General features: G+C 69.3%; 19 protein-coding genes and 1 pseudogene. 11 read left to right on the top strand and 9 right to left on the bottom strand.

Features of this window, described 5'->3' with window-relative positions; genetic code table 11:
• The first annotated feature begins 6 nt into the window (after window positions 1–6).
• The gene (gene tsaD, locus JWN21_RS13740; RefSeq protein ID WP_299651351.1) at window positions 7–1032 is read left to right on the top strand and encodes a tRNA (adenosine(37)-N6)-threonylcarbamoyltransferase complex transferase subunit TsaD; all 1026 of its coding nucleotides are present in this window, start codon (window positions 7–9) and stop codon (window positions 1030–1032) included.
• Window positions 1029–2021 carry an NAD(P)H-dependent glycerol-3-phosphate dehydrogenase gene (locus JWN21_RS13735; protein WP_299651348.1) on the top strand — a complete coding sequence of 331 codons (993 nt, stop codon included), beginning with the start codon at window positions 1029–1031 and terminating at the stop codon, window positions 2019–2021. The genes tsaD and JWN21_RS13735 overlap by 4 nt, the downstream gene beginning before the upstream one ends.
• Window positions 2022–2042: 21 nt before the next feature.
• Here the strand turns inward: JWN21_RS13735 and JWN21_RS13730 are convergent, their stop codons facing one another.
• Window positions 2043–2201, bottom strand: a complete 159-nt coding sequence (locus JWN21_RS13730) for a DUF1674 domain-containing protein (RefSeq protein ID WP_299651345.1) — start codon at window positions 2199–2201, stop codon at window positions 2043–2045.
• Between the two features lie 42 nt (window positions 2202–2243).
• On the opposite strand from JWN21_RS13730, the gene JWN21_RS13725 reads away from it, so the two are divergent.
• The 4 genes from JWN21_RS13725 to purH are packed head-to-tail and all read left to right on the top strand — an operon-like array spanning window position 2244 to window position 7549.
• Window positions 2244–3521 carry a transcription antitermination factor NusB gene (locus JWN21_RS13725; RefSeq protein ID WP_299651342.1) on the top strand — a complete coding sequence of 426 codons (1278 nt, stop codon included), beginning with the start codon at window positions 2244–2246 and terminating at the stop codon, window positions 3519–3521.
• A gap of 32 nt (window positions 3522–3553) precedes the next feature.
• Window positions 3554–4216 (top strand): ribulose-phosphate 3-epimerase, encoded by a 663-nt coding sequence (rpe, locus tag JWN21_RS13720; protein WP_299651340.1) that lies wholly within the window; start codon window positions 3554–3556, stop codon window positions 4214–4216.
• Window positions 4213–5955 carry a heparinase II/III family protein gene (locus JWN21_RS13715; protein WP_299651337.1) on the top strand — a complete coding sequence of 581 codons (1743 nt, stop codon included), beginning with the start codon at window positions 4213–4215 and terminating at the stop codon, window positions 5953–5955. The genes rpe and JWN21_RS13715 overlap by 4 nt, the downstream gene beginning before the upstream one ends.
• Before the next feature lie 13 nt (window positions 5956–5968).
• Complete coding sequence (gene purH / locus JWN21_RS13710) at window positions 5969–7549, top strand: bifunctional phosphoribosylaminoimidazolecarboxamide formyltransferase/IMP cyclohydrolase (protein ID WP_299651334.1); 1581 nt, start codon at window positions 5969–5971, stop codon at window positions 7547–7549.
• 150 nt (window positions 7550–7699) lie between these two features.
• Here purH and JWN21_RS13705 read toward each other — a convergent pair whose 3' ends face one another.
• From JWN21_RS13705 to nadB, 4 genes are all read right to left on the bottom strand, one after another.
• On the bottom strand, window positions 7700–9223 hold the full coding sequence (locus JWN21_RS13705) for an oligosaccharide flippase family protein (protein ID WP_299651331.1): 1524 nt from the start codon (window positions 9221–9223) through the stop codon (window positions 7700–7702).
• A 91-nt stretch (window positions 9224–9314) separates the two neighbouring features.
• On the bottom strand, window positions 9315–12071 hold the full coding sequence (gene polA, locus JWN21_RS13700) for a DNA polymerase I (RefSeq protein ID WP_299651329.1): 2757 nt from the start codon (window positions 12069–12071) through the stop codon (window positions 9315–9317).
• A gap of 52 nt (window positions 12072–12123) precedes the next feature.
• Window positions 12124–13221 carry a serine hydrolase gene (locus tag JWN21_RS13695; protein ID WP_299651377.1) on the bottom strand — a complete coding sequence of 366 codons (1098 nt, stop codon included), beginning with the start codon at window positions 13219–13221 and terminating at the stop codon, window positions 12124–12126.
• A gap of 227 nt (window positions 13222–13448) precedes the next feature.
• A complete protein-coding gene (gene nadB / locus JWN21_RS13690; RefSeq protein ID WP_299651327.1) occupies window positions 13449–15035 on the bottom strand; it encodes an L-aspartate oxidase in 1587 nt (528 codons plus the stop codon).
• Between the two features lie 149 nt (window positions 15036–15184).
• On the opposite strand from nadB, the gene JWN21_RS13685 reads away from it, so the two are divergent.
• Window positions 15185–15637 carry a TM2 domain-containing protein gene (locus JWN21_RS13685; RefSeq protein WP_299651324.1) on the top strand — a complete coding sequence of 151 codons (453 nt, stop codon included), beginning with the start codon at window positions 15185–15187 and terminating at the stop codon, window positions 15635–15637.
• Between the two features lie 2 nt (window positions 15638–15639).
• On the opposite strand, the gene JWN21_RS13680 is transcribed toward JWN21_RS13685, so the two are convergent.
• Window positions 15640–16575: an ABC transporter ATP-binding protein gene (locus JWN21_RS13680; RefSeq protein WP_299651321.1), complete on the bottom strand. Its 936-nt coding sequence runs from the start codon at window positions 16573–16575 to the stop codon at window positions 15640–15642.
• 58 nt (window positions 16576–16633) lie between these two features.
• Here JWN21_RS13680 and JWN21_RS13675 point away from each other — a divergent pair, with 58 nt between their 5' ends.
• On the top strand, window positions 16634–16873 hold the full coding sequence (locus JWN21_RS13675; RefSeq protein ID WP_299651318.1) for a zinc-finger domain-containing protein: 240 nt from the start codon (window positions 16634–16636) through the stop codon (window positions 16871–16873).
• Between the two features lie 3 nt (window positions 16874–16876).
• On the opposite strand, the gene JWN21_RS13670 is transcribed toward JWN21_RS13675, so the two are convergent.
• Complete coding sequence (locus JWN21_RS13670) at window positions 16877–17368, bottom strand: DapH/DapD/GlmU-related protein (RefSeq protein ID WP_299651315.1); 492 nt, start codon at window positions 17366–17368, stop codon at window positions 16877–16879.
• Window positions 17369–17442: 74 nt separating this feature from the next.
• Between JWN21_RS13670 and tldD the strand changes: the two genes are divergently transcribed.
• Window positions 17443–18867, top strand: coding sequence for a metalloprotease TldD (gene tldD / locus JWN21_RS13665; RefSeq protein WP_299651312.1), 1425 nt, complete (start codon window positions 17443–17445; stop codon window positions 18865–18867).
• A 259-nt stretch (window positions 18868–19126) separates the two neighbouring features.
• Here the strand turns inward: tldD and JWN21_RS13660 are convergent.
• Window positions 19127–19276, bottom strand: a pseudogene (locus tag JWN21_RS13660) (type II toxin-antitoxin system CcdA family antitoxin); the annotation flags it as partial.
• A gap of 153 nt (window positions 19277–19429) precedes the next feature.
• On the opposite strand from JWN21_RS13660, the gene JWN21_RS13655 reads away from it, so the two are divergent.
• Window positions 19430–20014 (top strand): pyridoxamine 5'-phosphate oxidase family protein, encoded by a 585-nt coding sequence (locus JWN21_RS13655; RefSeq protein ID WP_299651309.1) that lies wholly within the window; start codon window positions 19430–19432, stop codon window positions 20012–20014.
• On the opposite strand, the gene JWN21_RS13650 is transcribed toward JWN21_RS13655, so the two are convergent.
• Complete coding sequence (locus JWN21_RS13650) at window positions 19987–20253, bottom strand: GNAT family N-acetyltransferase (protein WP_299651306.1); 267 nt, start codon at window positions 20251–20253, stop codon at window positions 19987–19989. The two genes, JWN21_RS13655 and JWN21_RS13650, sit on opposite strands and share 28 nt — an antisense overlap.
• A 46-nt stretch (window positions 20254–20299) precedes the next feature.
• Between JWN21_RS13650 and recQ the strand changes: the two genes are divergently transcribed.
• A complete protein-coding gene (gene recQ / locus JWN21_RS13645) occupies window positions 20300–22063 on the top strand; it encodes a DNA helicase RecQ (RefSeq protein WP_299651303.1) in 1764 nt (587 codons plus the stop codon).
• Window positions 22064–22175: the final 112 nt, after the last annotated feature.

The following is a 22175-nucleotide window of genomic DNA, read 5'->3' as shown; positions in this document are numbered from 1 at the left end:
GCCGCGATGCTGATCCTCGGACTTGAATCCTCGTGCGACGAGACGGCGGTAGCGCTGGTAACGGGTGCCCGTCGCGTGCTCGCGCACCGCCTGCTCGGGCAGGAAGACCAGCACGCGCCGTTCGGCGGCGTCGTGCCCGAGATCGCGGCGCGCGCGCATGTCGAGGCGCTCGCGCCCTTGGTGGAGGCGGCGCTCGCCGACGCCGGCCTAGCCCTCGCCGACGTGGACGCGGTCGCCGCCACCGCGGGGCCGGGGCTGATCGGCGGCGTCATGGTCGGGCTGGTCACCGGCAAAGCGCTGGCGCACGCGGCGGGCAAGCCGCTGATCGCCGTCAATCATCTGGAGGGTCATGCGCTCAGTCCGCGCCTGTCGGATCCGGACCTCAAATTTCCCTATCTGCTGCTGTTGGTGTCGGGGGGGCATTGCCAGCTGCTGCTCGTGCAGGGCGTCGGCTGCTATCGCCGGCTGGCGACCACCATCGACGACGCTGCAGGCGAGGCGTTCGACAAGACGGCAAAGCTGCTCGGGCTCGGCTATCCCGGCGGGCCAGCCGTCGAGCGTGCCGCTGCGCAGGGAGATGCGTCGGCGGTCCCGCTGCCGCGCCCTTTGAAGGGCTCGCGCGAACCGCATTTCTCCTTCGCCGGCCTGAAGAGTGCCGTCGCGCGGGCGGTCGGCCAACACCAGCCGGCGGATGTCGCCGCGTCTTTCCAACAGGCGGTGATCGACTGCCTGCTCGACCGCACAACGCTCGCCCTGATGTGCGCGGGAGAGATCACTGCGTTGGTGGTCGCGGGCGGTGTCGCGGCCAATGGTAGCGTGCGCGCGGCGTTACAGGCGCTGGCGACCGAGCACGGCCTGCGCTTCGTCGCGCCCCCGTTGTGGCTGTGCACTGACAATGCCGCGATGATCGCCTGGGCCGGTGCGGAGCGCTTTGCCGCCGGCATGACCGATCCGCTCGACGTGCCCGCGCGCCCGCGCTGGCCGCTCGATCCGACGGCGGAACTGGTACGCGGCGCGGGCGTGAAGGCATGACGTCAGGCGCGGCCGAGTTCGGGATCGTCGGTGGCGGTGCCTGGGGCACCGCGATTGCGCAGGCGATGGCGGTCGGCGGTCGAACCGTCGCGCTGTGGGCGCGCGAGGCGGAGGTGATCGACGCGATCAACACCCAGGCCGAGAACACCGCGTTCCTGCCCGGCGCGATCCTGTCGCCGACGATCCACGCGACGGCCGATCTCGGCGAGATCGGCCGGGCGGGGCTGATCTTCGTCGTCACGCCCGCGCAGCACATGCGCGACGTCCTCGCCGCTCTCCCACCCGGCGATGCACCGCTCGTGCTCTGTTCGAAGGGGATCGAGGCCGGCAGCCTCAAGCTGCTGCACGAGGTGGCGCACGAGACGGCGGGCCGGCGCCCGATCGCGGTGATGTCGGGGCCCACCTTCGCGCACGAGGTGGCAGCCGGGCTGCCTACCGCCGTAACGCTGGCGTGCGAGGACGAGGGCTGCGCGCCCGGGATCGCCGCGCTGATCGCCCGCGCGCGTTTTCGGCCTTACAGCTCGACCGACATGGTCGGCGCGGAGATCGGCGGCGCGGTCAAGAACGTGCTCGCGATCGCGTGCGGCGTGGTCGAGGGCGCCGGGCTGGGCCAGAACGCGCGCGCGGCGCTGATCGCGCGCGGGTTCGCCGAGATGACACGCTTCGGTCTGGCGCGCGGCGGCCGGGCGGAAACACTCGCCGGGCTGTCGGGTTTGGGCGACCTGGTGCTGACCTGCTCGTCGACCAGCAGCCGCAACTTCTCGCTCGGCATTGGCCTGGGCCAGGGACGGCGCGCGGCCGATCTGATCGCCGACCGGCGCACGGTCGCCGAAGGCGCGTTCACCGCGCCGGTGCTGGCGGAGGCAGCGCGTGCGGCAGGCGTGGACATGCCGGTGACCGACGCGGTCAATCGCCTGCTGGGGGGCGCGGTGGCGGCAGAGGTGATCGGCGACCTGCTGGCACGGCCGCTGCGGGCCGAGGTTCACTAGGCACCTTCGGCGTCGGGAATGTTAGAAATCGACGGCGACGCCCTTCAGCTCCCAATCCCCATAGCGTGTCGGGTCGCGCCCCTCGGGGTCTTCGCGCGGCAGCGCCGGCGCCGGTTCGGGCACTGGCTTGTCCGGAGTCAGGTACTCAGGTGGCTTCACATGATCGGGTCGCTGACCCATGACGGTTTCCTCCGGCGGCATCTCGCCCCATGTGGGCGTGGCATGACATATAACCAGACCCGCTTCCCAACCGCCTCCGGCGACCCGCTGGGCACCGCCTCGCGCCGCGCCGCGCTGCGCGTGCTCGACGCGGTGTTGCGTCGCGGGGAGTCGCTGGAAGCCGCGCTGCCCGGCGCAACCCGCGCGGTGCATGGTCCCGATCGCGGGCTGGCGCATGCGATCGCCGCAGAGGCGTTGCGCTGGCTGCCCGATCTCGACGCGCTGATCGACGCGCAGACGCGCCAGCGCCTGCCCGATGACGCCAAGGCGCGATTCGCGCTGCGTGTGGCGCTGGTGCAGGTGCTTCGGCTCAACACGCCGCCGCACGCCGCGATCGCCACGGTGCTGCCGCTGGTTGATGGCGGCCCGCGCAAGCTGGTGCATGGCGTGTTCGGTTCGGTGGTCCGCGCGGGCGAAAAGTTGCCCGACATCCCGACACTGCCGGGTGACACCGCCGCCCGCTGGTCGACGGCGTGGGGCGAGGAAGCAGCGCAGGCTGCTGCCCGCGCTCTCGCCGCGCCGCCGCCGCTCGACCTGTCGTTGCGCGACGACGAATGGAGCGAGCGGCTGGACGGGCGGACGCTGGCCCCGAGACATGTGCGGCTCGACGACGCCACCGCGGTCCCGGAACTGCCCGGCTATGCCGAAGGCGGCTGGTGGGTGCAGGATCTCGCCGCCTCGTTGCCCGCGCGACTGCTCGGCACCGGGAGCGGTACCGTGCTGGACCTGTGCGCCGCGCCGGGTGGCAAGACCTGCCAGCTCGCCGCCGCAGGCTGGCAGGTGACCGCACTCGATCAATCGCAAAGTCGTCTTGCGCGACTTCGCGACAATCTGACGCGGACGCGGCTGATCGCCGAGGTGGTGCGTGCAGACGCCTTGGAATGGTCGCCGCCCGCGCCGTACGACGCGGTCCTGCTCGATTCGCCGTGCAGCGCGTCCGGCATCTTCCGCCGCCACCCCGATGTGCTGCACCGGTTCCGGCCGGAGCTGCTTGACGAACTGGTCAGCATCCAGGCGCGGCTGCTCGCGCGCGCGGCGGCGTGGGTCAGGCCGGGCGGAACGCTGGTCTACGCCACCTGTTCGCTGGAGCCGGCGGAAGGCGAGCATCAGGCGGAGCGCTTCCTCGCCGATCACCCGACCTACACGCTCGTTGCGCCCGCACCCGGCGAACTGCCGGTCGAGGCGACCGGGCGCGGCTGGGTACGCACCGTGCCGGGGACACTGGAAGCGCAGGGTGGCTGCGACGGCTTCTTCGCCGCGCGGTTTCGTCGGGCGGGGTGACGCCGGGCACGGGGGTCGTTAGAGCCGTCGTCATGCCGCACCCGGTCCGCATCGCGCCCTCCATCCTGTCGGCTGATTTCGCGCGGCTGGGCGAGGAGGTCCGCGCGCTCGACGCCGCCGGCGCGGACTGGATGCACCTCGACATCATGGACGGGCATTTCGTGCCCAACATCTCGTTCGGGCCTTCGATCGTGAAAGCACTGCGCCCGCACACAACCAAGCCGTTCGACGTCCACCTGATGATCTCGCCTATCGATGCGTATCTCGATGCCTTCGCCGACGCCGGCGCGGATACCATCACCGTCCATCCCGAGGCCGGCCCGCACATCCACCGCTCTCTCCAAAGGATCAAGGCGCTGGGCAAGCGCGCGGGCGTGGTGCTCAATCCGGGCACCCCCGCCAAGATGCTCGATTACCTGCTCGACACCGTTGATCTGGTGCTGGTGATGAGCGTCAACCCCGGCTTCGGCGGTCAGCATTTCATCGACGGCCAGCTCAAGAAGATCGCGGCGATCCGCAAGATGATCGACGCGAGCGGCCGCGCCATCGACCTGGAGGTCGATGGTGGCATCGACGCGGACAGCGCGCGGCGTTGCATCGAGGCGGGTGCCGACGCGCTCGTTGCGGGAACGGCGGTCTTCAGGGGCGGTCCCGACAGCTATGCGGCGAACATCGCTGCGCTGAGAGGCGGGTGAGGGGCGAGGAGCTCGACGCCGCGCCGGACAGCGTCGAGGAGGGCAAGCGGCTGGTCCGCCTGGGGGGTGACACCGGGCTGAGCCTGTCCGAGCGGCTGTCCGAGACCTTTCACAAGCTCACCTGGCGCACGCCGCTGCACAGCCTGCGGCTGCGGGGGCGCTATCCGCTCAAGCTGATCGCCGTACCCGACGACCCCATCGTCGGCGACATCGGGCGCGGGCAGGCGCTGCTCGACGGGCGCGTCAGTTTTCGCGGCGAGAGTCACGACCTGCCCGATCTCGACTTCGCGCGCCGCGATTGGGGGCGACCGTTCGCCGCGCACGTCCACAGCTTCGCCTGGCTGCGCGACCTGTCGACGGTGGCGACGCGCGCGGAGGGCGCGCCGATCGCGGAGGCGCTGACCGCGCGCTGGCTGGCGGCCTATGCGGACAAGGTCGACGCGCTCGCCTGGGCGCCCGATCTGTGGGGCCGCCGCCTGCTGTTCTGGACCTCGCACGCGCCGCTGATCCTGGGATCGACCGACCTGGTCTATCGCTCGGCGGTGCTCAACACGCTCGCGCGCGGGGCACGCCACCTGGAGCGCGGTGCGGACAAGGCGCCGCCGGGGACAAGGCGGGTCGCGGGCTGGTGCGGTGTCGTCGCGGCGGGGTTGCTGATCCCCGGCGGCGACCCACGCCGCGCGTTCGGCGAGGCGGGACTGGCACGCGCGTTGGCGACCGGGCTGTTCGAGGACGGCGGCGCGGTGTCGCGATCGCCGGCACAGCTGCTCGATACGATCGCGCTGCTGGCGATGCTGCGCGAGACCTACGCGGCCAGGCGGCTGGAGCTGCCGGTCGCCGCCGCCACCGCGCTCGCGCGCGCGGTGCCCGCGCTGCTCGGTGTGTGTCACGCCGATCGCGGTCTGGGCAGCTGGCAGGGCGGTGGCCCCGCCTCGGCGGATGAGGTCGCGGCGGTGGTGGCGGCGACCGGCATCCGTACCCGGCCGCTGCGCCAGTCGCGCGATTGGGGCTATCAGCGGCTCTCCGCCGGCGCTGCGGTGCTGATCGTCGATGCCGCCCCGCCGCCGGTCGGCCGACAGGTGGAGGGCGGCTGCGCCTCCACGCTTGCATTCGAGCTGTCGGACGGGCCAGCGCGGTTGGTGGTGAACTGCGGCGGGGCGCGCGCCGCCACCGCCAGCCTGCCGTCGGCGTTCGCCAACGGCTTGCGTACCACGGCGGCGCATTCCACGCTGACGTTGGCCAACTCCAATTCCACCGCGATCCAGCCCGACGGCACCCTGGGCCGGGGGGTCGCCGAGGTGGAATTGAGTCGGCAGGAGAGCGACGCCGCTAGTCGGCTGGAGGCGAGCCATGACGGCTATGTGCGGCGCTGGGGGCTGCTCCACCGCCGCCAGCTGGTGCTGACCGGCGACGGGCGCGAGCTGCGTGGCGAGGATGCGCTGCTGCCGCCCAACAGTCTAAGGGGCCGCCAGCGTCGCGCAGGCGCGGCGTTCGCGATCCGCTTTCATCTGGGTCGGGGCGTGCAGGCGTCGCCCACCGCCGATGGTCAGGCCGCGCTGCTGCGCCTGCCAAGCGGTTCCCTGTGGCAGTTCCGCTGCCGGGGCGGCGCGCTGGCGATCGAGCCGAGCCTGTGGATCGACGATACCGGCCGCCCGGTGCCGACACAGCAGCTGGTGATGACGGGCGAGGCCCCGGCGGGCGGTGCCAGCGCCAGCTGGACGTTCAAACGCGCGATCTAATGGAGGCAAGAATATGACGGTGGTGGCGATCAGGCGCGCGTTGCTGTCGGTGTCCGACAAGGCGGGCATCGTCGATTTCGCGCGCGCGCTCGACGAACGCGGCGTCGAGCTGGTGTCGACCGGCGGCACCGCCGCTGCGTTGCGCGACGCAGGCCTGCCGGTTTGCGATGTCAGTGATCTGACCGGCTTTCCCGAGATGATGGACGGCCGCGTCAAGACGCTGCACCCGGCGGTCCATGGTGGGCTGCTCGCGGTGCGCGACAACCCCGCGCATGCCGCCGCGATGGCCGCGCATGGCATCGGCGGGATCGATCTGCTGGTGATCAACCTCTACCCGTTCGAGGCGACAGTAGCAGCCGGCGCGGGGCGCGACGAGGTGGTCGAGAACATCGACATCGGCGGCCCGGCGATGGTGCGCTCGGCGGCCAAGAACCACGCGCATGTCGCGGTGCTCACCGACCCCGCCGACTATGCGGAACTGCTCGCGGCGGTCGACGCGGATGGCGGCACCGGCATGGAGCTGCGCCGCCGGCTGGCGGCCAAGGCGTTCGCGCTGACCGCGACTTACGATGCGATGATCGCCAGCTGGTTCGCGTTCGCGGATCAGGGCCAGCGCTTTCCGCAGACGCTGCCGCTGATCCTCGAGGCGCCGCAGGTGCTGCGCTATGGCGAGAACCCGCACCAGCACGCCGCCTTCTATGCGCATCGGGGTCCGGCGGCGCGCGGCATCGGCCAGGCACGGCAGGTGCAGGGCAAGGAGCTGAGCTACAACAACCTCAACGACGCCGATGCCGCGCTGGAGCTGATCGCCGAGTTCCGCGACGCCGCGCCGACCGCCGTGATCGTCAAGCACGCCAACCCGTGCGGCGTCGCCACCGCCGAGACGCTGGCGGCGGCGTACGATCAGGCGTTCGCGTGCGATACCGTATCGGCGTTCGGCGGCATCATCGCCCTCAACCGCCCAATCGACGAGCGCACGGCGCAGGCCATTACGGCAATCTTCACCGAGGTCGTGATCGCGCCCGGCGCCGACGCGGCCGCGCTGGCGGTGTTCGCGGGCAAGAGGAATCTGCGGCTGCTGCTCACCGGCGATCTGCCCGATCCCGCGCGCGGCGGGCTGGCGGTTAAGTCGATCGCCGGCGGCTGGCTGGTGCAAGGCCGCGACAATGGCGCGCTAGGCGACCTCACGGTGGTCACGAAGCGTCAGCCGACCGCACAGGAACTCGCCGACTGCCGCTTTGCCTGGACCGTCGCCAAGCATGTCAAGTCTAACGCCATCGTTTACGCCAAGGACGGCGCAACGGCGGGAGTGGGCGCGGGGCAGATGAACCGACTCGAGTCAGCACGCATCGCCGCATGGAAAGCGCGCGACGCCGCCGACAAGGCGGGCTGGCCCGAACCGCGCACGATCGGCTCGGCAGTGGCGTCCGACGCCTTCTTCCCCTTCGCCGATGGCCTGATGGCAGCGGTCGAGGCGGGCGCGACGGCCGTGATCCAGCCCGGCGGCTCGATCCGCGACGACGAGGTGATCGCGGCGGCGGACGCAGGGGGACTGGCGATGATATTCACGGGGATCAGGCACTTCCGCCACTAGTGTAGGCGCGGCGACGACCGCGCCGGTGCGCGGAGCGCAAGACTGTGGGCCGGTGCGCGGAGCGCAACACTGTGGCTGGCCGGCGGGCGGCGAAGCCGACCCGGTCGACGTGACGACGGCGGCTTTGCCGTCGGCGAGTCAGCTACGCGCTCAGCTCGTCCTCGCTCCTCCATGCGGAAGCGTCGCCTCCTCCGCTGTCGGCATCTTGCCGAACAACGCGCGGTCGGCAGGGGTCGTGGCCCAACGCCACAGCACGAACAGATAGGCGGCTGCGATCGCCGGCTCGCCGATCAGCAGTTCGGCCCATTCCAGTCGCGGTGGCAAGGCGGTGAACAGCGAACCCACTACGACGCCGGCCGCCACCGCCCACAGTAGCGGCCACCGCCAGGGTGATATCGACTGCCCAAGAATGCTGCGCAGCAGGCGCGCCTTGACGATCGAGGTCAGGCCCAGACTGATGGCCAGCGCGATCGCCGGCCCCGCCGCCTGCCACTGCAACGACCAACCGAGCGCGCGCATTGCAAGGATCAGCACGAGGCTGAGCGCGATCTGAAAGGCGAGCATCGTCGCACCGATCATCAGGTTGCGATGCCGAGCGGTATAGACCAGCGCCGTCTCACTGACTGCGCCGGTCGAGGCCAGAACCTCCGCCGCGAGCAGGAATGCCAGCGCGATGCTGCCCGCGACGAACTGCGGCCCGACCACGCCCATCACGGCCTCGCCGGGTATTGCGCCCATCAGCAGCAGCCCCGTCTGCGCCGCCATGATCCAGAACGCGACCTGGCGCACCTGCACCGCGATGGCCGTGTAATCCTTGGCCGCGAGGCTGCGCGTGATGACCGGCCCCAGGATCGGATCGAAGCTGGTCTTCAGCCGCTGCGGAATCGACGCGACCTGCTGCGCCATGAAATAGATGCCGACGATTTCCGGGGGGAAGAATCGGCCCAGGATGAGCCGATCGACATTGCGGGTCCCCCATTCCAGCGCGTCCGCGCCCGCCAGCGGCACGTTGATCCGCGCCAGCCGCCACAGGTCGCGCAGGCGCGGCGACCAACCGCTCGGCAAGCCATAGCTGCGCAGGAAGGGCACCAGGCTCGCCACCAGCGCCGCGACCATCGACGCCACATAGGACAGAACCAGCCCGTCGCGGATCGTCCAGAACGAGAACGCCCATGCCGCAATCGAGATCGTCCAGGGCTCCACGATCGCGCGCGCGGTCACGGCCGCCTTGACGTTGAGCCGATAGGCAAGCGCCGCCAGGCTGATGTCCGACCAGGCGATCGCAAGGATGATGATCGGCAGCCAGCGATCCAGCCCGCCGATGGGGGTGTTCGGATACATGAGCGCCGGAACCAGCGACAGGAACCCGCTGGCGACGAGCGACGCGACGAATGCCACCGCCATAGCGTCCCACACGATGCAGGCGTGGGGCCGGTTCGCTTCGCTCAACGCCTGCGCCAGTCCGCGCTTGAGGCCCAGCGTCGCGATCAGCGCCGCCAGCTCGACGACCACGACCGCCAACGCGAACCGGCCGACAAGTTCCGGCCCGTAATAGCGCCCGGCGATGAACAGGAACGGGATCCGGGCGGCCAGGCGCAGGATGAACCCGGCAATGTTGGTCCGGCCGCCCTTGGCGATCTGGTCGATGTCGGAGGGGGGCGTCTCCGTCGTCATGCTGAACTCGTTTCAGCATCCACGCGCGACCGAGGCGATGCGCGTGGGGCCTGAAACAAGTTCAGGGTGACGAGGAGTAAAGACCGCGACACTAGTGCGCCGACCCCCAGCTGATCCCGGTGCCGATCTCGATACCAAGCGGCACGGTCAGCTTTACCGCCGGCTCCGCCGCCGTCGCCATCACTCGCTCGATCACCGGCGACGCGGACGCGACATCGCCCTCCGGCAACTCGAACACCAGTTCGTCATGGACCTGCAGCAGCATCCGGACATGGCCCAGCCCGGCGTCCGCCAGCGCCGGCTCCATGCGCACCATTGCGCGTTTGATGATGTCGGCGCTGGTGCCCTGGATCGGCGCGTTGATCGCGGCGCGCTCGGCGCCCTGGCGCTCGTGCTGGACCTTTGACTTGATCCGCGAGAACCACGTCTTCCGGCCGAACAGCGTCGTCGTGTAGCCGCGCTCGCGCACCTGCTCCAGCGTTTCGGCCATGTAGCGGTTGATGCCGGGGAAACGCTCGAAATAACGGTCGATCATCGCCTGCGCCTCGTCGGCGCTGACCTCCAGCCGCCCCGCCAGCCCCCAGCGCGAAATGCCATACAGGATCGCGAAGTTGATCGTCTTCGCGCGCGCGCGCGTATCCCTGTTCACCTCGCCGAACAGTTCGGTCGCGGTCAGCGAGTGGATGTCGTCGCCGTTCGCGAACGCATCGCGCAGCGCGGGCACGTCGGCCATGTGCGCCGCCAGCCGCAGCTCGATCTGTGAATAATCGGCCGCCAGGATCACGTTGCCCGGCTCGGCGACGAACGCGTCGCGAATCTGGCGGCCGACCTCGGTGCGGATCGGGATGTTCTGCAGATTGGGTTCGGTCGACGACAGCCGTCCGGTCTGCGCGCCAGTCAGCGAGTAGCTGGTGTGGACGCGCCCCGTCGCCGGGTTGATCTCCTGCTGCAGCGCGTCGGTATAAGTGTTCTTGAGCTTGGTCAGCTGTCGCCAGTCGAGCACCTTGCGCACGATCTCGGACCCTTCGCCCTTTTCGCGCGCGAGCCGCTCCAGTTCGGTAACGTCGGTGGAATAGACCCCCGACTTGCCCTTGCGCCCGCCCTTCAGCCCCATCCGCTCGAACAGGATGTCGCCCAGCTGCTTGGGGCTGCCGATTGTGAAGGCGACGCCGGCGAGCGCATGGACCTCCGCCTCGGCGGTCGCAATCTGGCCGGCAAACTCCGCCGACAGGCCGGCGAGCCGCGCGCGATCGACCTTGATGCCGTGCCGCTCCATGCGCGCGACCACCGGCACCAGCGGCCGATCGACCATCTCGTAGACGCGCGTCGCCCCCTCTGCGGGCAGGCGCGCGCGGAAACGCCGCCACAGCCGCATCGTCACATCGGCGTCCTCGGCGGCATAGCGCGTGGCGGCCTTCAGATCGATCTCGGCAAAGCCGCGCTGCGATTTGCCGACGCCGACCACGTCCTTGTACGCGATGCACGAGTGCGACAGGTGCGTGGCCGCGAGCTCATCCATCCCGTGCCCGTGCAGCCCGGCGTCGAGATCGAAGCTCATCACGATCGTGTCGTCATGTGGCGCGACCACGATGCCGCGTTGCCCCAGCACGATCATGTCGAATTTGATGTTGTGCCCGATCTTGAGCACGCTCGGGTCTTCGAACAGCGCCTTCAGCTTCTCCAGGCACAGCTCGCAGTCGATCTGCACCGGGTTCTCGGCGAGCAGATCGGTGCCGCCATGCTTGAGCGGCACATAGCAGGCGCGGTTGGGAGCAAGCGCGAGGCTGACGCCGATCAGCTCGCAGGTCGTCGCGTCCGTCCCGCTCGTCTCCGTGTCCATCGCCACGAACCCCTGCGCACGCGCGTCGGCGATCCAGCGGTCGAGCGTGTCGAGGTCGAGCACCGTTTCGTAGCCGTCGTGATCGCACGGCGGGTCGTCCTGCTGCGGCACCGAGTCCGGCGTCGCCACCGGTGCATCGGCGACCTGCTCCAGCTTCGACAGTAAGGTGCGAAATCCGTGATGTTCCAGGAATGCGCGCAGCGGGGCGGCGGGAATGCCCTTCAGCTCCAGCTCGTCGAGCGGATGTTCCAGCGGCACGTCGCATTTCAGCTTCACAAGTTCGCGGCTCATCCGCGCCGCATCGCCATGCGCGACCAGATTCTCCTGCAACCTGCCCTTCTTGAACCCCGGCGCGGCGGCGGCGGCGAGCACGCCCTCGACGTCGCCGTAATCCTGGATCAGCTTGGCCGCCGTCTTCGGCCCGACCCCCGGCACGCCCGGCACGTTGTCGACGCTGTCGCCCATCAGCGCCAGCACCTCGCCCAGCTTGGCCGGCTCGACCCCGAACTTCTCGACGACATGCTCGGCGTTCAGCCGGCGGTTGTTCATCGTGTCGTACAGGTCCAGTCCCGGCTCGATCAGCTGCATCAGATCCTTGTCCGACGACACGATCGTCACCGCCCAGCCCTGCGCCAGCGCCGCCTTGGCATAAGACGCGATCAGGTCGTCCGCCTCCAGCCCCTCCTCCTCGATGCACGGCATCGAAAAGGCGCGGGTGGCGTCGCGGATCATCGGGAACTGCGGGACCAGGTCCTCGGGCGGCGGCGGCCGGTGCGCCTTGTACTCGGCATACATCTCGTTGCGGAACGTGTGCGACGACTTGTCGAAGATGACCGCCATGTGCGTCGGACCGTCCGCGGCGTGAACCTCGTCCGCCAGCTTCCACAACATGGTCGTGTAACCGTACACCGCGCCCACCGGCTCGCCATGCTTGTTCGTCAGCGGCGGCAGGCGGTGATAGGCCCGGAAGATATAGCCCGAGCCATCGACGAGGTAGAGATGCGGCATGGGCAGGGCTTAGCCCAGCAGACGCGCGCCTGCCAGCTTGGCTAGTACGCCATCACCCACCGCCGGTCATGCTGGCGTAGTTCGCCACCGCCGCCGCCACCGACTGGATCAGCTGCTGGCGCTCGCGCACCGGGCGGGTGGTCTCGCCGATCATCACCGCGATGGCATAGCGACGGCCGTCGGGCGCGGTCAGCAGGCCGACATCGTTGAAGCCGGCATTGCGCCCGGCCAGATCCTGCCCGGTCCCCGTCTTGTGCGCGATCTGCCAGCCGGCGGGAATCGCCGCCCTCAGTCGTGAACGCCCGGTGATCGTCTGGCCCATGGTGGTCAGCGCCACGTGGGTCGAGGTCTCCGACAACAGCTCGCCGCGGGCGAGGCGGGCGAGCGCGTCGGCGATCGCGATCGGCTGCGCGCCGTCGGGCGGACTGGCGACATAGGCGTCCAGGGCGCGGCGCCGCTGCTCGGGAGCCAGCCGCGAGCGCGCGATCTCGAACGAATTGCCCCGCGAAAACGCGGATTGCCAGGTCAGGCCTGCGGTCTGCGCCTGCAACAGCCGCTCGCCGGGACCGAAGCGGATCGCGCCGAGTTGCTTTGCCTCGATGGTGGCGCGAACGGCGACCGGGCCGCCGGCCAGCCACATCAGCTTGTCGTTGGCGGTGTTGTCGCTCCTGGTCAGCGCGCGCGTCAGCAGATCGCCGACGCTGGTCTGGAACCCGCCGGGCTTCCGCGCAAGCGCCGCGATCGGCTGGTTGAACACCGTCAGGTCGTCGGCGGTGACCGTCACCGGATCATCGAGTCGCAACCGTCCCTGATCGCGCAGGTTCAGCACGGTCAGCGCCACCCATAGTTTCGATACCGACTGCTGCGGCAGGTACTGGCGGCCACCGGCTTCGGCGGTCCAGCCCTCGTCGACCGCGCTCACGGCGACGCCCGCCCTGCCCGCAAAGCCGCGCTGCAGCCGGACCAGCACCTCCACCAGCGAGACCGGCGCGGGGCGGGCGGCACGGGGCTGCGCGATCGGCACCGGAACCGAGACGATCACCGGTGGTGTCAACATCGCCGCACGCGCGGTATAGCCAGGCCGCTCGGGCGAGCCGCATCCGGCCATCGCTACCGTCAGCAGCCCAGCGATCGCCCCGTACCAATCCATCGTCACTTACCCGTCCACGCTCGAAGTTTTGATGGATAGCAGCCACGCCAAACGCACAAGCACGCCGGCCACCGCATTGCGACGAGTGCCGCCGGACGCGCGATGAAGTGCGGCAAAGCGGCGACTCGGCGGCATTGTCGTCCAGGTGGGCGCTAAGTCTGGCAGAACAAAGGCGATTATCGAAGTTACGCAATGCCCGTGCGGACAACGGCAGCGCCGCGCCCTTCTTAGGGCACCAGCACCGTGTCGACCGCCTCGGGTGCCAGATCGGGATGGTCGAGCGTGTAGTGGAGGCCCCGGCTCTCGTGCCGGTGCAGCGCCGAGCGCACGATCAGGTCGGCGATCTGGAGCAGGTTGCGCAGCTCGATGAGGTCGGGGGTGACCCGGAAATGGCCGTAATGGTCCGCCACCTCCTCCTGCAACAGCCGGATCCGCGTCTGCGCTCGCGCGAGCCGCTTGGTGGTGCGGACGATACCGACGTAATTCCACATGAAGCGGCGGATTTCCGTCCAGTTCTGCTTGATGACGACTTCCTCGTCGGAGTCGGTGACGCGGCTTTCGTCCCACGCGCGGATCGCGGGCACCGGCGGGAGCGTATCCCAGCGGCGCGCGATGTCGTCCGCGCACGCTTCGCCGAACACGAAGCATTCCAGCAGCGAGTTGGACGCGAGGCGATTGGCGCCGTGCAGCCCGGACTGCGTGCACTCGCCCGCCGCGTACAGGCCGGGCAGATCGGTGCGTCCGTCACGATCGACCATGATCCCGCCGCAGGTATAATGCTGCGCCGGCACGACCGGGATCGGCTCGCGCGTCAGGTCGATGCCCAGCCCGAGCAGCTTCTCGTGGATGTTGGGAAAATGCTCGCGCACGAACTCGGGCGGCAGGTGGCTGATGTCGAGGTGGACATAGTCGAGCCCGTCGCGCTTGATCTCGGCGTCGATGGCGCGCGCCACGACGTCGCGCGGCGCCAGCTCGGCCCGAGCGTCGTAATCCGGCATGAAGCGGCGGCCGGTCAGCGGATGCTTCAGCTGCCCGCCCTCGCCGCGCACCGCCTCGGTGATGAGGAAGTTCTTGACCTCGAGATTGTACAGGCAGGTCGGGTGGAACTGCATGAATTCCATGTTCGACACACGCGCGCCCGCGCGCCAGGCCATCGCGATACCGTCGCCGGTTGCACCACGTGGCGCGGTCGAGAAGAGATAGGTCCGCCCCGCGCCCCCGGTCGCCAGGATCGTCGCGCGCGCCGTGTGGAGTTGCACCCCGCCGCTGACCCGGTCGACCGCATACACGCCCCAGACATTGCCCGCGCCCGAATACCGCTCCTCGTGGCGCGACGTGGCGAGGTCGATCGCGACCTGATCGGGCACCAGCGTGATGTTGGGGTTGGCCCGCGCCGCGCGCAGCAGCGCCTCCTGCACCGCCCAACCGGTAGCATCGGCGACGTGGACGATACGGCGATGCGAATGCCCGCCTTCGCGCGTCAGGTGCAGGGCGCCCGCCTCTTCGGCGAACGGCACACCCAGCTCGCGCAGCCGAGCGATTGCGGCGGGGGCCTGCGAGACGACGAACTCGACGATCGCCCGGTCGTTCAGCCCCGCGCCCGCGACCATCGTGTCCTCGACATGGTTCTCGAAGGTATCGCCCGGCTCCAGCACCGCCGCGACCCCACCTTGCGCCCATGCCGTCGCCCCTTCGTCCAGCGCGCCCTTGGCGAGCACGGTGACGCGGAACCGCTCGGCCAGCGTCAGGGCCGCTGTCAGCCCCGCCGCGCCCGAGCCGACGATCAGGATGTCGCTGTCGCTGTGCTCGGCCACGCCTTCTCCATTCGCCCCCGCAACGTCGGCAGCCGTCCGACCCTATCCAGCGTCCGGGACGCTTCGACAAGCGCCGGCGGGTGCAAGTGTGTTACGCACTTGCATCACCGGCGTCGCTGGTCGTATCTCAGACCTGCGGGAGGCATGGCATGCGCGGGCAAATTCTGGGTGTCGACGTCAGGACGGGCGAGGGCCTGCTGACTGGCGAGGACGGCGTGCGCTATCGCTTCACGCCCACCGACTGGGCCGATCGCGGCGAACCGGCCAAGGGGCTGCAGGTCGATTTCGAGCCGCAGGAGAACCGTGCGCTGTCGATCTACCCCGTTCCCGGCGCAACCCCGCCGGCACTCGCCACCCCCGTCACCCCGACTCGTCCGGCCAACGATCGCAACAAGCTCGTGGCGGCGCTGCTGGCGTTCTTCATCGGCATCTTCGGCGTGCATCGCTTCTATCTCGGCCGCACCGGGTCCGGTATCGCGATGCTGGTGCTGACCTGCACGATCGTCGGCATGCTGATCAGCGGCCCGTGGGCGTTCATCGACATGATCCGCTACCTGATCATGTCCGACGAGGAGTTCGAGGTCCGCTACCGGCGTCGGTAGGCCTAATTAGCCGCCCGCGTCAGGCTGAGGAACACGTCCTCCAGATCGGCCTCACGCGTCGACACATCGACGATGCCGAGGCCGTCGCGCTGTACCGCCGCCAGCACCTCGCCCGCGTTCACGCGGCCCTTGTCGTAGGTGATCTCCAGCACGCGCGAACCGCGCAGCACTATCTTCTCGAAGCACGATGCGCTCGGCGCCGCGTCCAGATCGCGATCGACCGTCACCGCCACCACCTTTTCCTGCGCGCGCGCGACCAGCTCGCGGGTGGGCTCGTTGGCGATCAGCCGGCCGTGATTGATGATCGCGATGCGGTCGCACAGCTGCTCGGCTTCTTCCAGGTAGTGCGTGGTCAGCACCACGGTGACGCCGCTGGCGTTCAGCTCGCGGACATAGGCCCACAGCTGCTGGCGCAGCTCGATGTCGACGCCGGCGGTCGGCTCGTCCAGCACCAGCACGGGGGGGCTGTGGACCATCGCCTTGGCCACCATCAGCCGCCGCTTCATGCCGCCGGACAGCGTGCGGGCATAGGCGGTGGCCTTGTCCTCCAGATGAACCGCGCGCAGCAGTTCCATCGACCGGCGTTCGGCCTTGGGCACCCCGTACAGCCCGGCCTGTATGTCCAGCGTCTCGATTGGCGTGAAGAAGGGATCGAACATGATCTCTTGATTGACGATGCCGATCGACGCCTTCGCGTTGCGCGGATGCGCGTCGATGTCGAAGCCCCAGATCGACGCGGTCCCCTGCGTCTTGTTGACCAGCCCGGCGAGGATGTTGATCAACGTCGACTTGCCCGCACCGTTGGGACCAAGCAGTCCGAAGATCGATCCCTGCGGCACATCCAGCGTGATGGCGTCGAGCGCCCGCTTGGGCGGCGACGATCCGACCGGCGCATAGGTCTTGCCGAGGCCCGCGATGCTGATGGCGGCTGATGTCATGCCCGGAGCGTTAGGGCGCGGCTTGCCTCTCCACAATGCTCCTTGCTACGTGACAGCCATGACCCCCCCACTCGAGCTCACCCGCGTCACCCAGCGCCGCGTCGCCTGCGACGGGGCTGCGGACATTCCCGGCGGCGCGGCGCTGGGACATCCGCGCGTGTGGCTGCAGATCGACGATCACGGCTATGTCGATTGCGGCTATTGCGACCGTCGCTTCGTGCTGATCGACGGACCGGCCGATGGTGCCGACCAGTCGGCGCTGCCCGATATCGCCGAGGGCGGCAGCCCGAAATACTAGGCCTTACGCCGACGGCAGCGGCTTCTTCTTCACCGCCGGTACGCCGGCATAGAGCGCGTTCGGCTCGGTATCCGCGGTGACGACGCTGCCTGCCGCCACGACCCCGCCCGCACCGATCGTCACGCCCGGCAGCACGATCGTTCCCGCACCCAGCCAGGCACCGTCGCCGACCGTGACGGGCCGTGCCGCCCACCGTCCCGCGCGACACCCCGGCAAGCCGATCTCGTGCGTCGAGGTGAGCAGCTTGACGCCGTAGGCGAGATGGGCCCGCGTGCCGATCGTGATCCCGCCCGTCGCCTCCAACAGGCACCCGCGATTGACGAAGCATCCGGTTCCCAATCGCAGCGGGCCCGCGACCACATCTACCCCGGCCTGCACCATGGCGTCACTCGTGACCTCCGCGCCGATCCCCCGCAGCAATGCGCGGCGCACGCCCAGCGGCCACAGGTCCAGCGACTGCACCTGGTTCAGCAAGCGGGCGAGATAACGGCGCATGATCGGCTGCTACCACCCAGCGGCGGTTCGCGAAACGATTGGCGCGAGGCGCGCGGGCACCTATCTGTCCTCCCATGGCCTATCAGGATCCCCGCTCGTTCCTTTATCGCGACACGCTCTCGCCCGAGGCCGCACAGCGGCTGACCGCCGACGCGCTCGGCCGTGCGGACGATGGCGAGCTGTACCTCCAATATCGCCGCGCGGAGGCGTTCGGGTTCGATGACGGGCGGCTCAAGACCGCGAGCTATGACACCTCCGCCGGGTTCGGCCTGCGCGCGGTGTCGGGTGAGATGACTGCATTTGCGCACGCCAACGAGCTGTCGGAGGCGGCGATCAAGCGCGCGGCGGAAACGATGAGCCTGATCGACCCGTCGGTCGCTCCCAAGGCTGCCGCCCCCGCGAAGACCAACCGGCATCTTTATACCGACACCGACCCGCTCGATCTGATCCCGTTCGCCGACAAGGTGAACCTATGCCAGACGATCGACGCCGCCGCGCGTGCCCGTGATCCGCAGGTGGCGCAGGTTTCGGTCGGCTTGTCGGGCAGCTGGTCGGTGGTCGAGATCGTCCGCCCCGACGGCTTCGTCGCCACCGACGTGCGCCCGCTGGTGCGGCTCAACGTCCAGATCGTCGTCGAGCGCAACGGCCGCCGTGAAACCGGCAGCTATGGCATCGGCGGCCGCTATCTCTACGCGCAGCTGTTCGAGCCGGAGACCTGGAACCGGGCGATCGACGAGGCGCTGGCGCAGGCGCTCGTCAATCTCGAGTCGATCGACGCGCCTGCGGGCGAGATGACGGTGCTGCTCGGGCCGGGCTGGCCGGGTGTGCTGCTGCACGAGGCGATCGGTCATGGGCTGGAGGGCGACTTCAACCGCAAGGGCACCAGCGCCTTTTCGGGCCGTATCGGCGAGCGCGTCGCGGCACCCGGCGTGACCGTGGTCGACGACGGCACGCTGGTCGACCGGCGCGGCTCCTTGTCGATCGACGACGAGGGCACACCGACCGGCGAGACGGTGCTGATCGAGGACGGCATCCTCAAGGGCTATATGCAGGACCGCCTCAACGCGCGCCTGATGGGGGTGGCACCCACCGGCAACGGCCGGCGGGAGAGCTTCGCGCATGCCCCCATGCCGCGCATGACCAACACCTTCATGAAGGCGGGCCGCGACAACCCCGCCGAGCTGCTGTCACGGGTGAAGAAGGGCATCTTCGCCAAGAGCTTCGGCGGCGGGCAGGTCGACATCGTCTCGGGCAAATTCGTGTTCAGCTGCACGGAAGCGTTCCTGATCGAGAACGGCAAGCTGGGCGCCCCGATCAAGGGCGCGACGCTGATCGGCGACGGCCCGACCGTGCTGACGCGCGTCACCGGCATCGGCGACGACTGGGCACTGGACGAAGGCATCGGCGTCTGCGGCAAGGGCGGGCAGAGTGTGCCCGCCGGAGTGGGGCAGCCGACGTTGCTGGTAGATGGGCTGACGGTGGGCGGGACGGCGCTGTAGGTATCGCTGTCAGGATCGAGCGGTTGAGACCGCGTGACGGGCTAAATGAGCAGCCTGTCTGCAGCGAGCGCGGGTTCGAATTGGTCGATCGGCGTATCCCAGAACGCCGGCACCACGTCGAGAACTCGACATTTGTGCACAGTCTTGAAGAGGCGGCGTACCTTGTGGAGCAGGGCTATGCCATTCGGATGGGCGCACCGGGCAAGCGGCCGTCTCTGATTTCCCCAGCCAGTCTCCGCATCACTAGAACGTAACGGCGTCAGAAGAGCCGATACCGCTCCAGCGGTAGCCCGTGTTGCTCTACCCATCCATTCCACGCGAGCATCTCCTCGCGATGCTCTTCTGCCCAATCCCTGTTTCGCCGCAGTTTGCGCATCATGTGCCAGAGACCATCCCGGCAGGCGCGTGCGAGCTCAAGCCCCTGCGCCTAGGCTTCAGCAGCTAGCTCCTCCGGCAATTCGACCGGAATGATGCGCGGCTCCTGCATGGCAGCAGCGTAGATGACGGAAGCCACGGCCAACGCCACTTGCATCCGTTCCGGACCCGTCCGACACTCCCGCACATGGAGTTCTTCGACCGCCTCACCCCTGATCACCGCGCTTTCATCGCGCGGCAGCCGGTATTCTTCGTCGCCACTGCCGCACCCGGTGCACGCATAAACCTCAGCCCCAAGGGGCTCGACAGCTTTCGCGTGCTCGACGACGCCACCGTCGCCTGGCTCGACCTGATGGGGTCGGGCAACGAGACCAATGCTCATCTGCTCGCCGATGAGGGCCGCATTACGGTAATGTTCTGCGCATTCGACCGACCGGCGTTGATCTTCCGCCTGTATGGGAATGCGCGCGCCGTGCTGCCGCAGGACGGCGAGTGGGCGGACCTCGCCGCGCATTTCGAGCTGCTGCCCGGCACGCGCCAGATCTTCGTCATGCGCATCGACCAGACGCAGACCAGTTGCGGCTGGGGCGTGCCGGAGATGACGCTCGCGCGCGAACGCCCGACGCTGGTCAAATATCACGCGCAGCGCTCGCCGGACGAACTCCTCACGAAGATGCAGGGGCGCAACCGATCGATCGACGGCCTGCCCGTCCGCGTCGCAACGCAGACACCTCAAGCCTCGGTTCAGGCGAGCGTCGCCACCTCCGGGTGACGCTTCAGGTACGCGGCAACGAACGAGCAGGCGGGCACGACCTTCAGCCCCCGCGCCCGTGCATCCGCCAATGCGCCGGCGATCAACCGCCCGCCGACGCCCTGACCTTCGGCCTCGTCCGGCACGACCGTATGGGTGAAGGTGATCGTGTCGCCGTCGATCTCATAGGCGGCGATCGCCGGACCGGCATCGGTCGGCAGCTCGAAGCGGCGCTCGCCGTGATTGTCGGTCACATCCATGCCGCGACCCTAGCATGGCGGCGCATCCCGCCGATATAGGCCGCGCGTGAACCCCCTTCCCCATCTTCAGCGCGTGTTCGGTTTCCCTGCCTTTCGCGGCGTCCAGGCCGATGTCGTCGCGCGTGTGCTCGCCGGCGACCGCACGCTCGCGGTGATGCCGACCGGCGCCGGCAAGTCGCTCTGCTATCAGCTGCCCGCCGTGATGCTGGAGGGCACCTGCGTCGTCGTGTCGCCGCTGATCGCGCTGATGCACGACCAGCTGCGCGCCGCCACCGCCGTCGGCATCCGCGCCGGCACGCTGACGTCGGCCGACGAGAACCGCGCCGAGACGCTCGCACGGTTTCGGGCCGGCCAACTGGACCTGCTCTACATCGCCCCCGAACGCGCGTCGCAGGGTCACTTCCGCGCGCTGCTGAGCGAAGCCCGCATCAGCCTGTTCGCGATCGACGAAGCGCATTGCGTCAGCGAGTGGGGGCATGATTTCCGCCCCGACTATCGCCTGCTGCGCCCGCTGCTCGACAGCTACCCCGATGTACCGCGCCTTGCGCTCACCGCGACCGCGGACGAGCATACCCGCCATGACATCCTGCAACAGCTGGGCATCCCCGCCGACGGGCTGATCGTCTCCGGGTTCGACCGGCCCAATATCCGCTACCACGTCACGCCCAAGACCAGCACGCCGCGCCAGGTTGCCGACATCGTCCGCGCCACGCCGGGGCCGGGCATTGTCTATTGCCAGAGCCGCGCGGGCACGGAGAAGATGGCGGCGTCGCTCGCCGCCACGGGCCGTCCGACGCGCGCCTATCATGCCGGCCTCGACGCCGGGGTGCGCGCGCGCAATCAGGCGGACTTCGTTCGCTCCGAAGACATGGTGATCTGCGCCACGATCGCGTTCGGGATGGGAATCGACAAGCCGGACGTGCGCTTCGTCGTCCATGCCGGCCTGCCCAAGTCGATCGAGGCCTATTACCAGGAGACCGGCCGCGCGGGTCGTGACGGCGACCCGTCGGTCGCGCATCTGTTCTGGGGCGCGGAGGACTTCGTCCGCGCGCGCCAGCGCATCGGCGAGGTGGAAGCCGCGCGTCAGGCGGGCGAGCAGGCGCGGCTCACCTCCTTGTCGGCGCTCGTCGAGACCGGCGGGTGCCGCCGGCGCATCCTGCTCAACCATTTCGGCGAGGACCTCGCGCAGGACTGCGGCAATTGCGACAATTGCCTCGGGTCGACGGGCGCGGTCGATGCGACCGAGCTGGCGCGCAAATTCCTGTCGGCCGTGTTCCGCACCGGCCAGATGTTCGGCGTCACCTATATCGAGCAGGTGCTGACCGGGAAATCGTCCGAGCGCAGCCTGATGAACGGGCACGAGAAACTGTCCGTCTGGAGCATCGTCGACGGGGACGAGACGGCGCTGCTCAAGCCGGTGGGCCGCGCGCTGCTGCTGCGCGATGCGCTGCGGGCGAACGAGCATGGCGGCTTGGAGTTCGGGCCGGGCGCGCGCGGCCTGCTGAAAGGTGAGGACCGGCTGTCGGTCGTGCCTCAGGTCCGGCGCGAACGGCGCGCGCGGGGTGGCGGGGCGGCGGTCGCGAATCCGGCCGACGATCCGCTGTTCGAGGCATTGCGGGGGCGTCGTCGCGAGCTGGCGCAAGACGCCGGCGTGCCGCCCTATGTCATCTTCCACGATTCGACGCTCCGAGAGATGGCCGCGCGACGCCCCGGCTCGCGCGCCGAACTGGCGATGCTGTCCGGCATCGGCGCCCGCAAGCTCGACGCCTATGGCGATGCGTTCCTTCAGGTGATCCGGGCGGCTGGCTGATCCTCCCCCGCAAGGGGGAGGGGGACCGCCCGGCGCAGCCGGGTGGTGGAGGGGCTTGGCCGCAAGCGGCACTGCTGAGGCGACGCCCCTCCACCATGCCCGCTTCGCGGCC

The organism is Sphingomonas bacterium (assembly GCF_028292945.1).
Classification (GTDB): domain Bacteria; phylum Pseudomonadota; class Alphaproteobacteria; order Sphingomonadales; family Sphingomonadaceae; genus Sphingomonas.
Note: the sequence above shows the minus strand (reverse complement) of the source record. Positions and strands in the feature narration are given on the sequence as shown.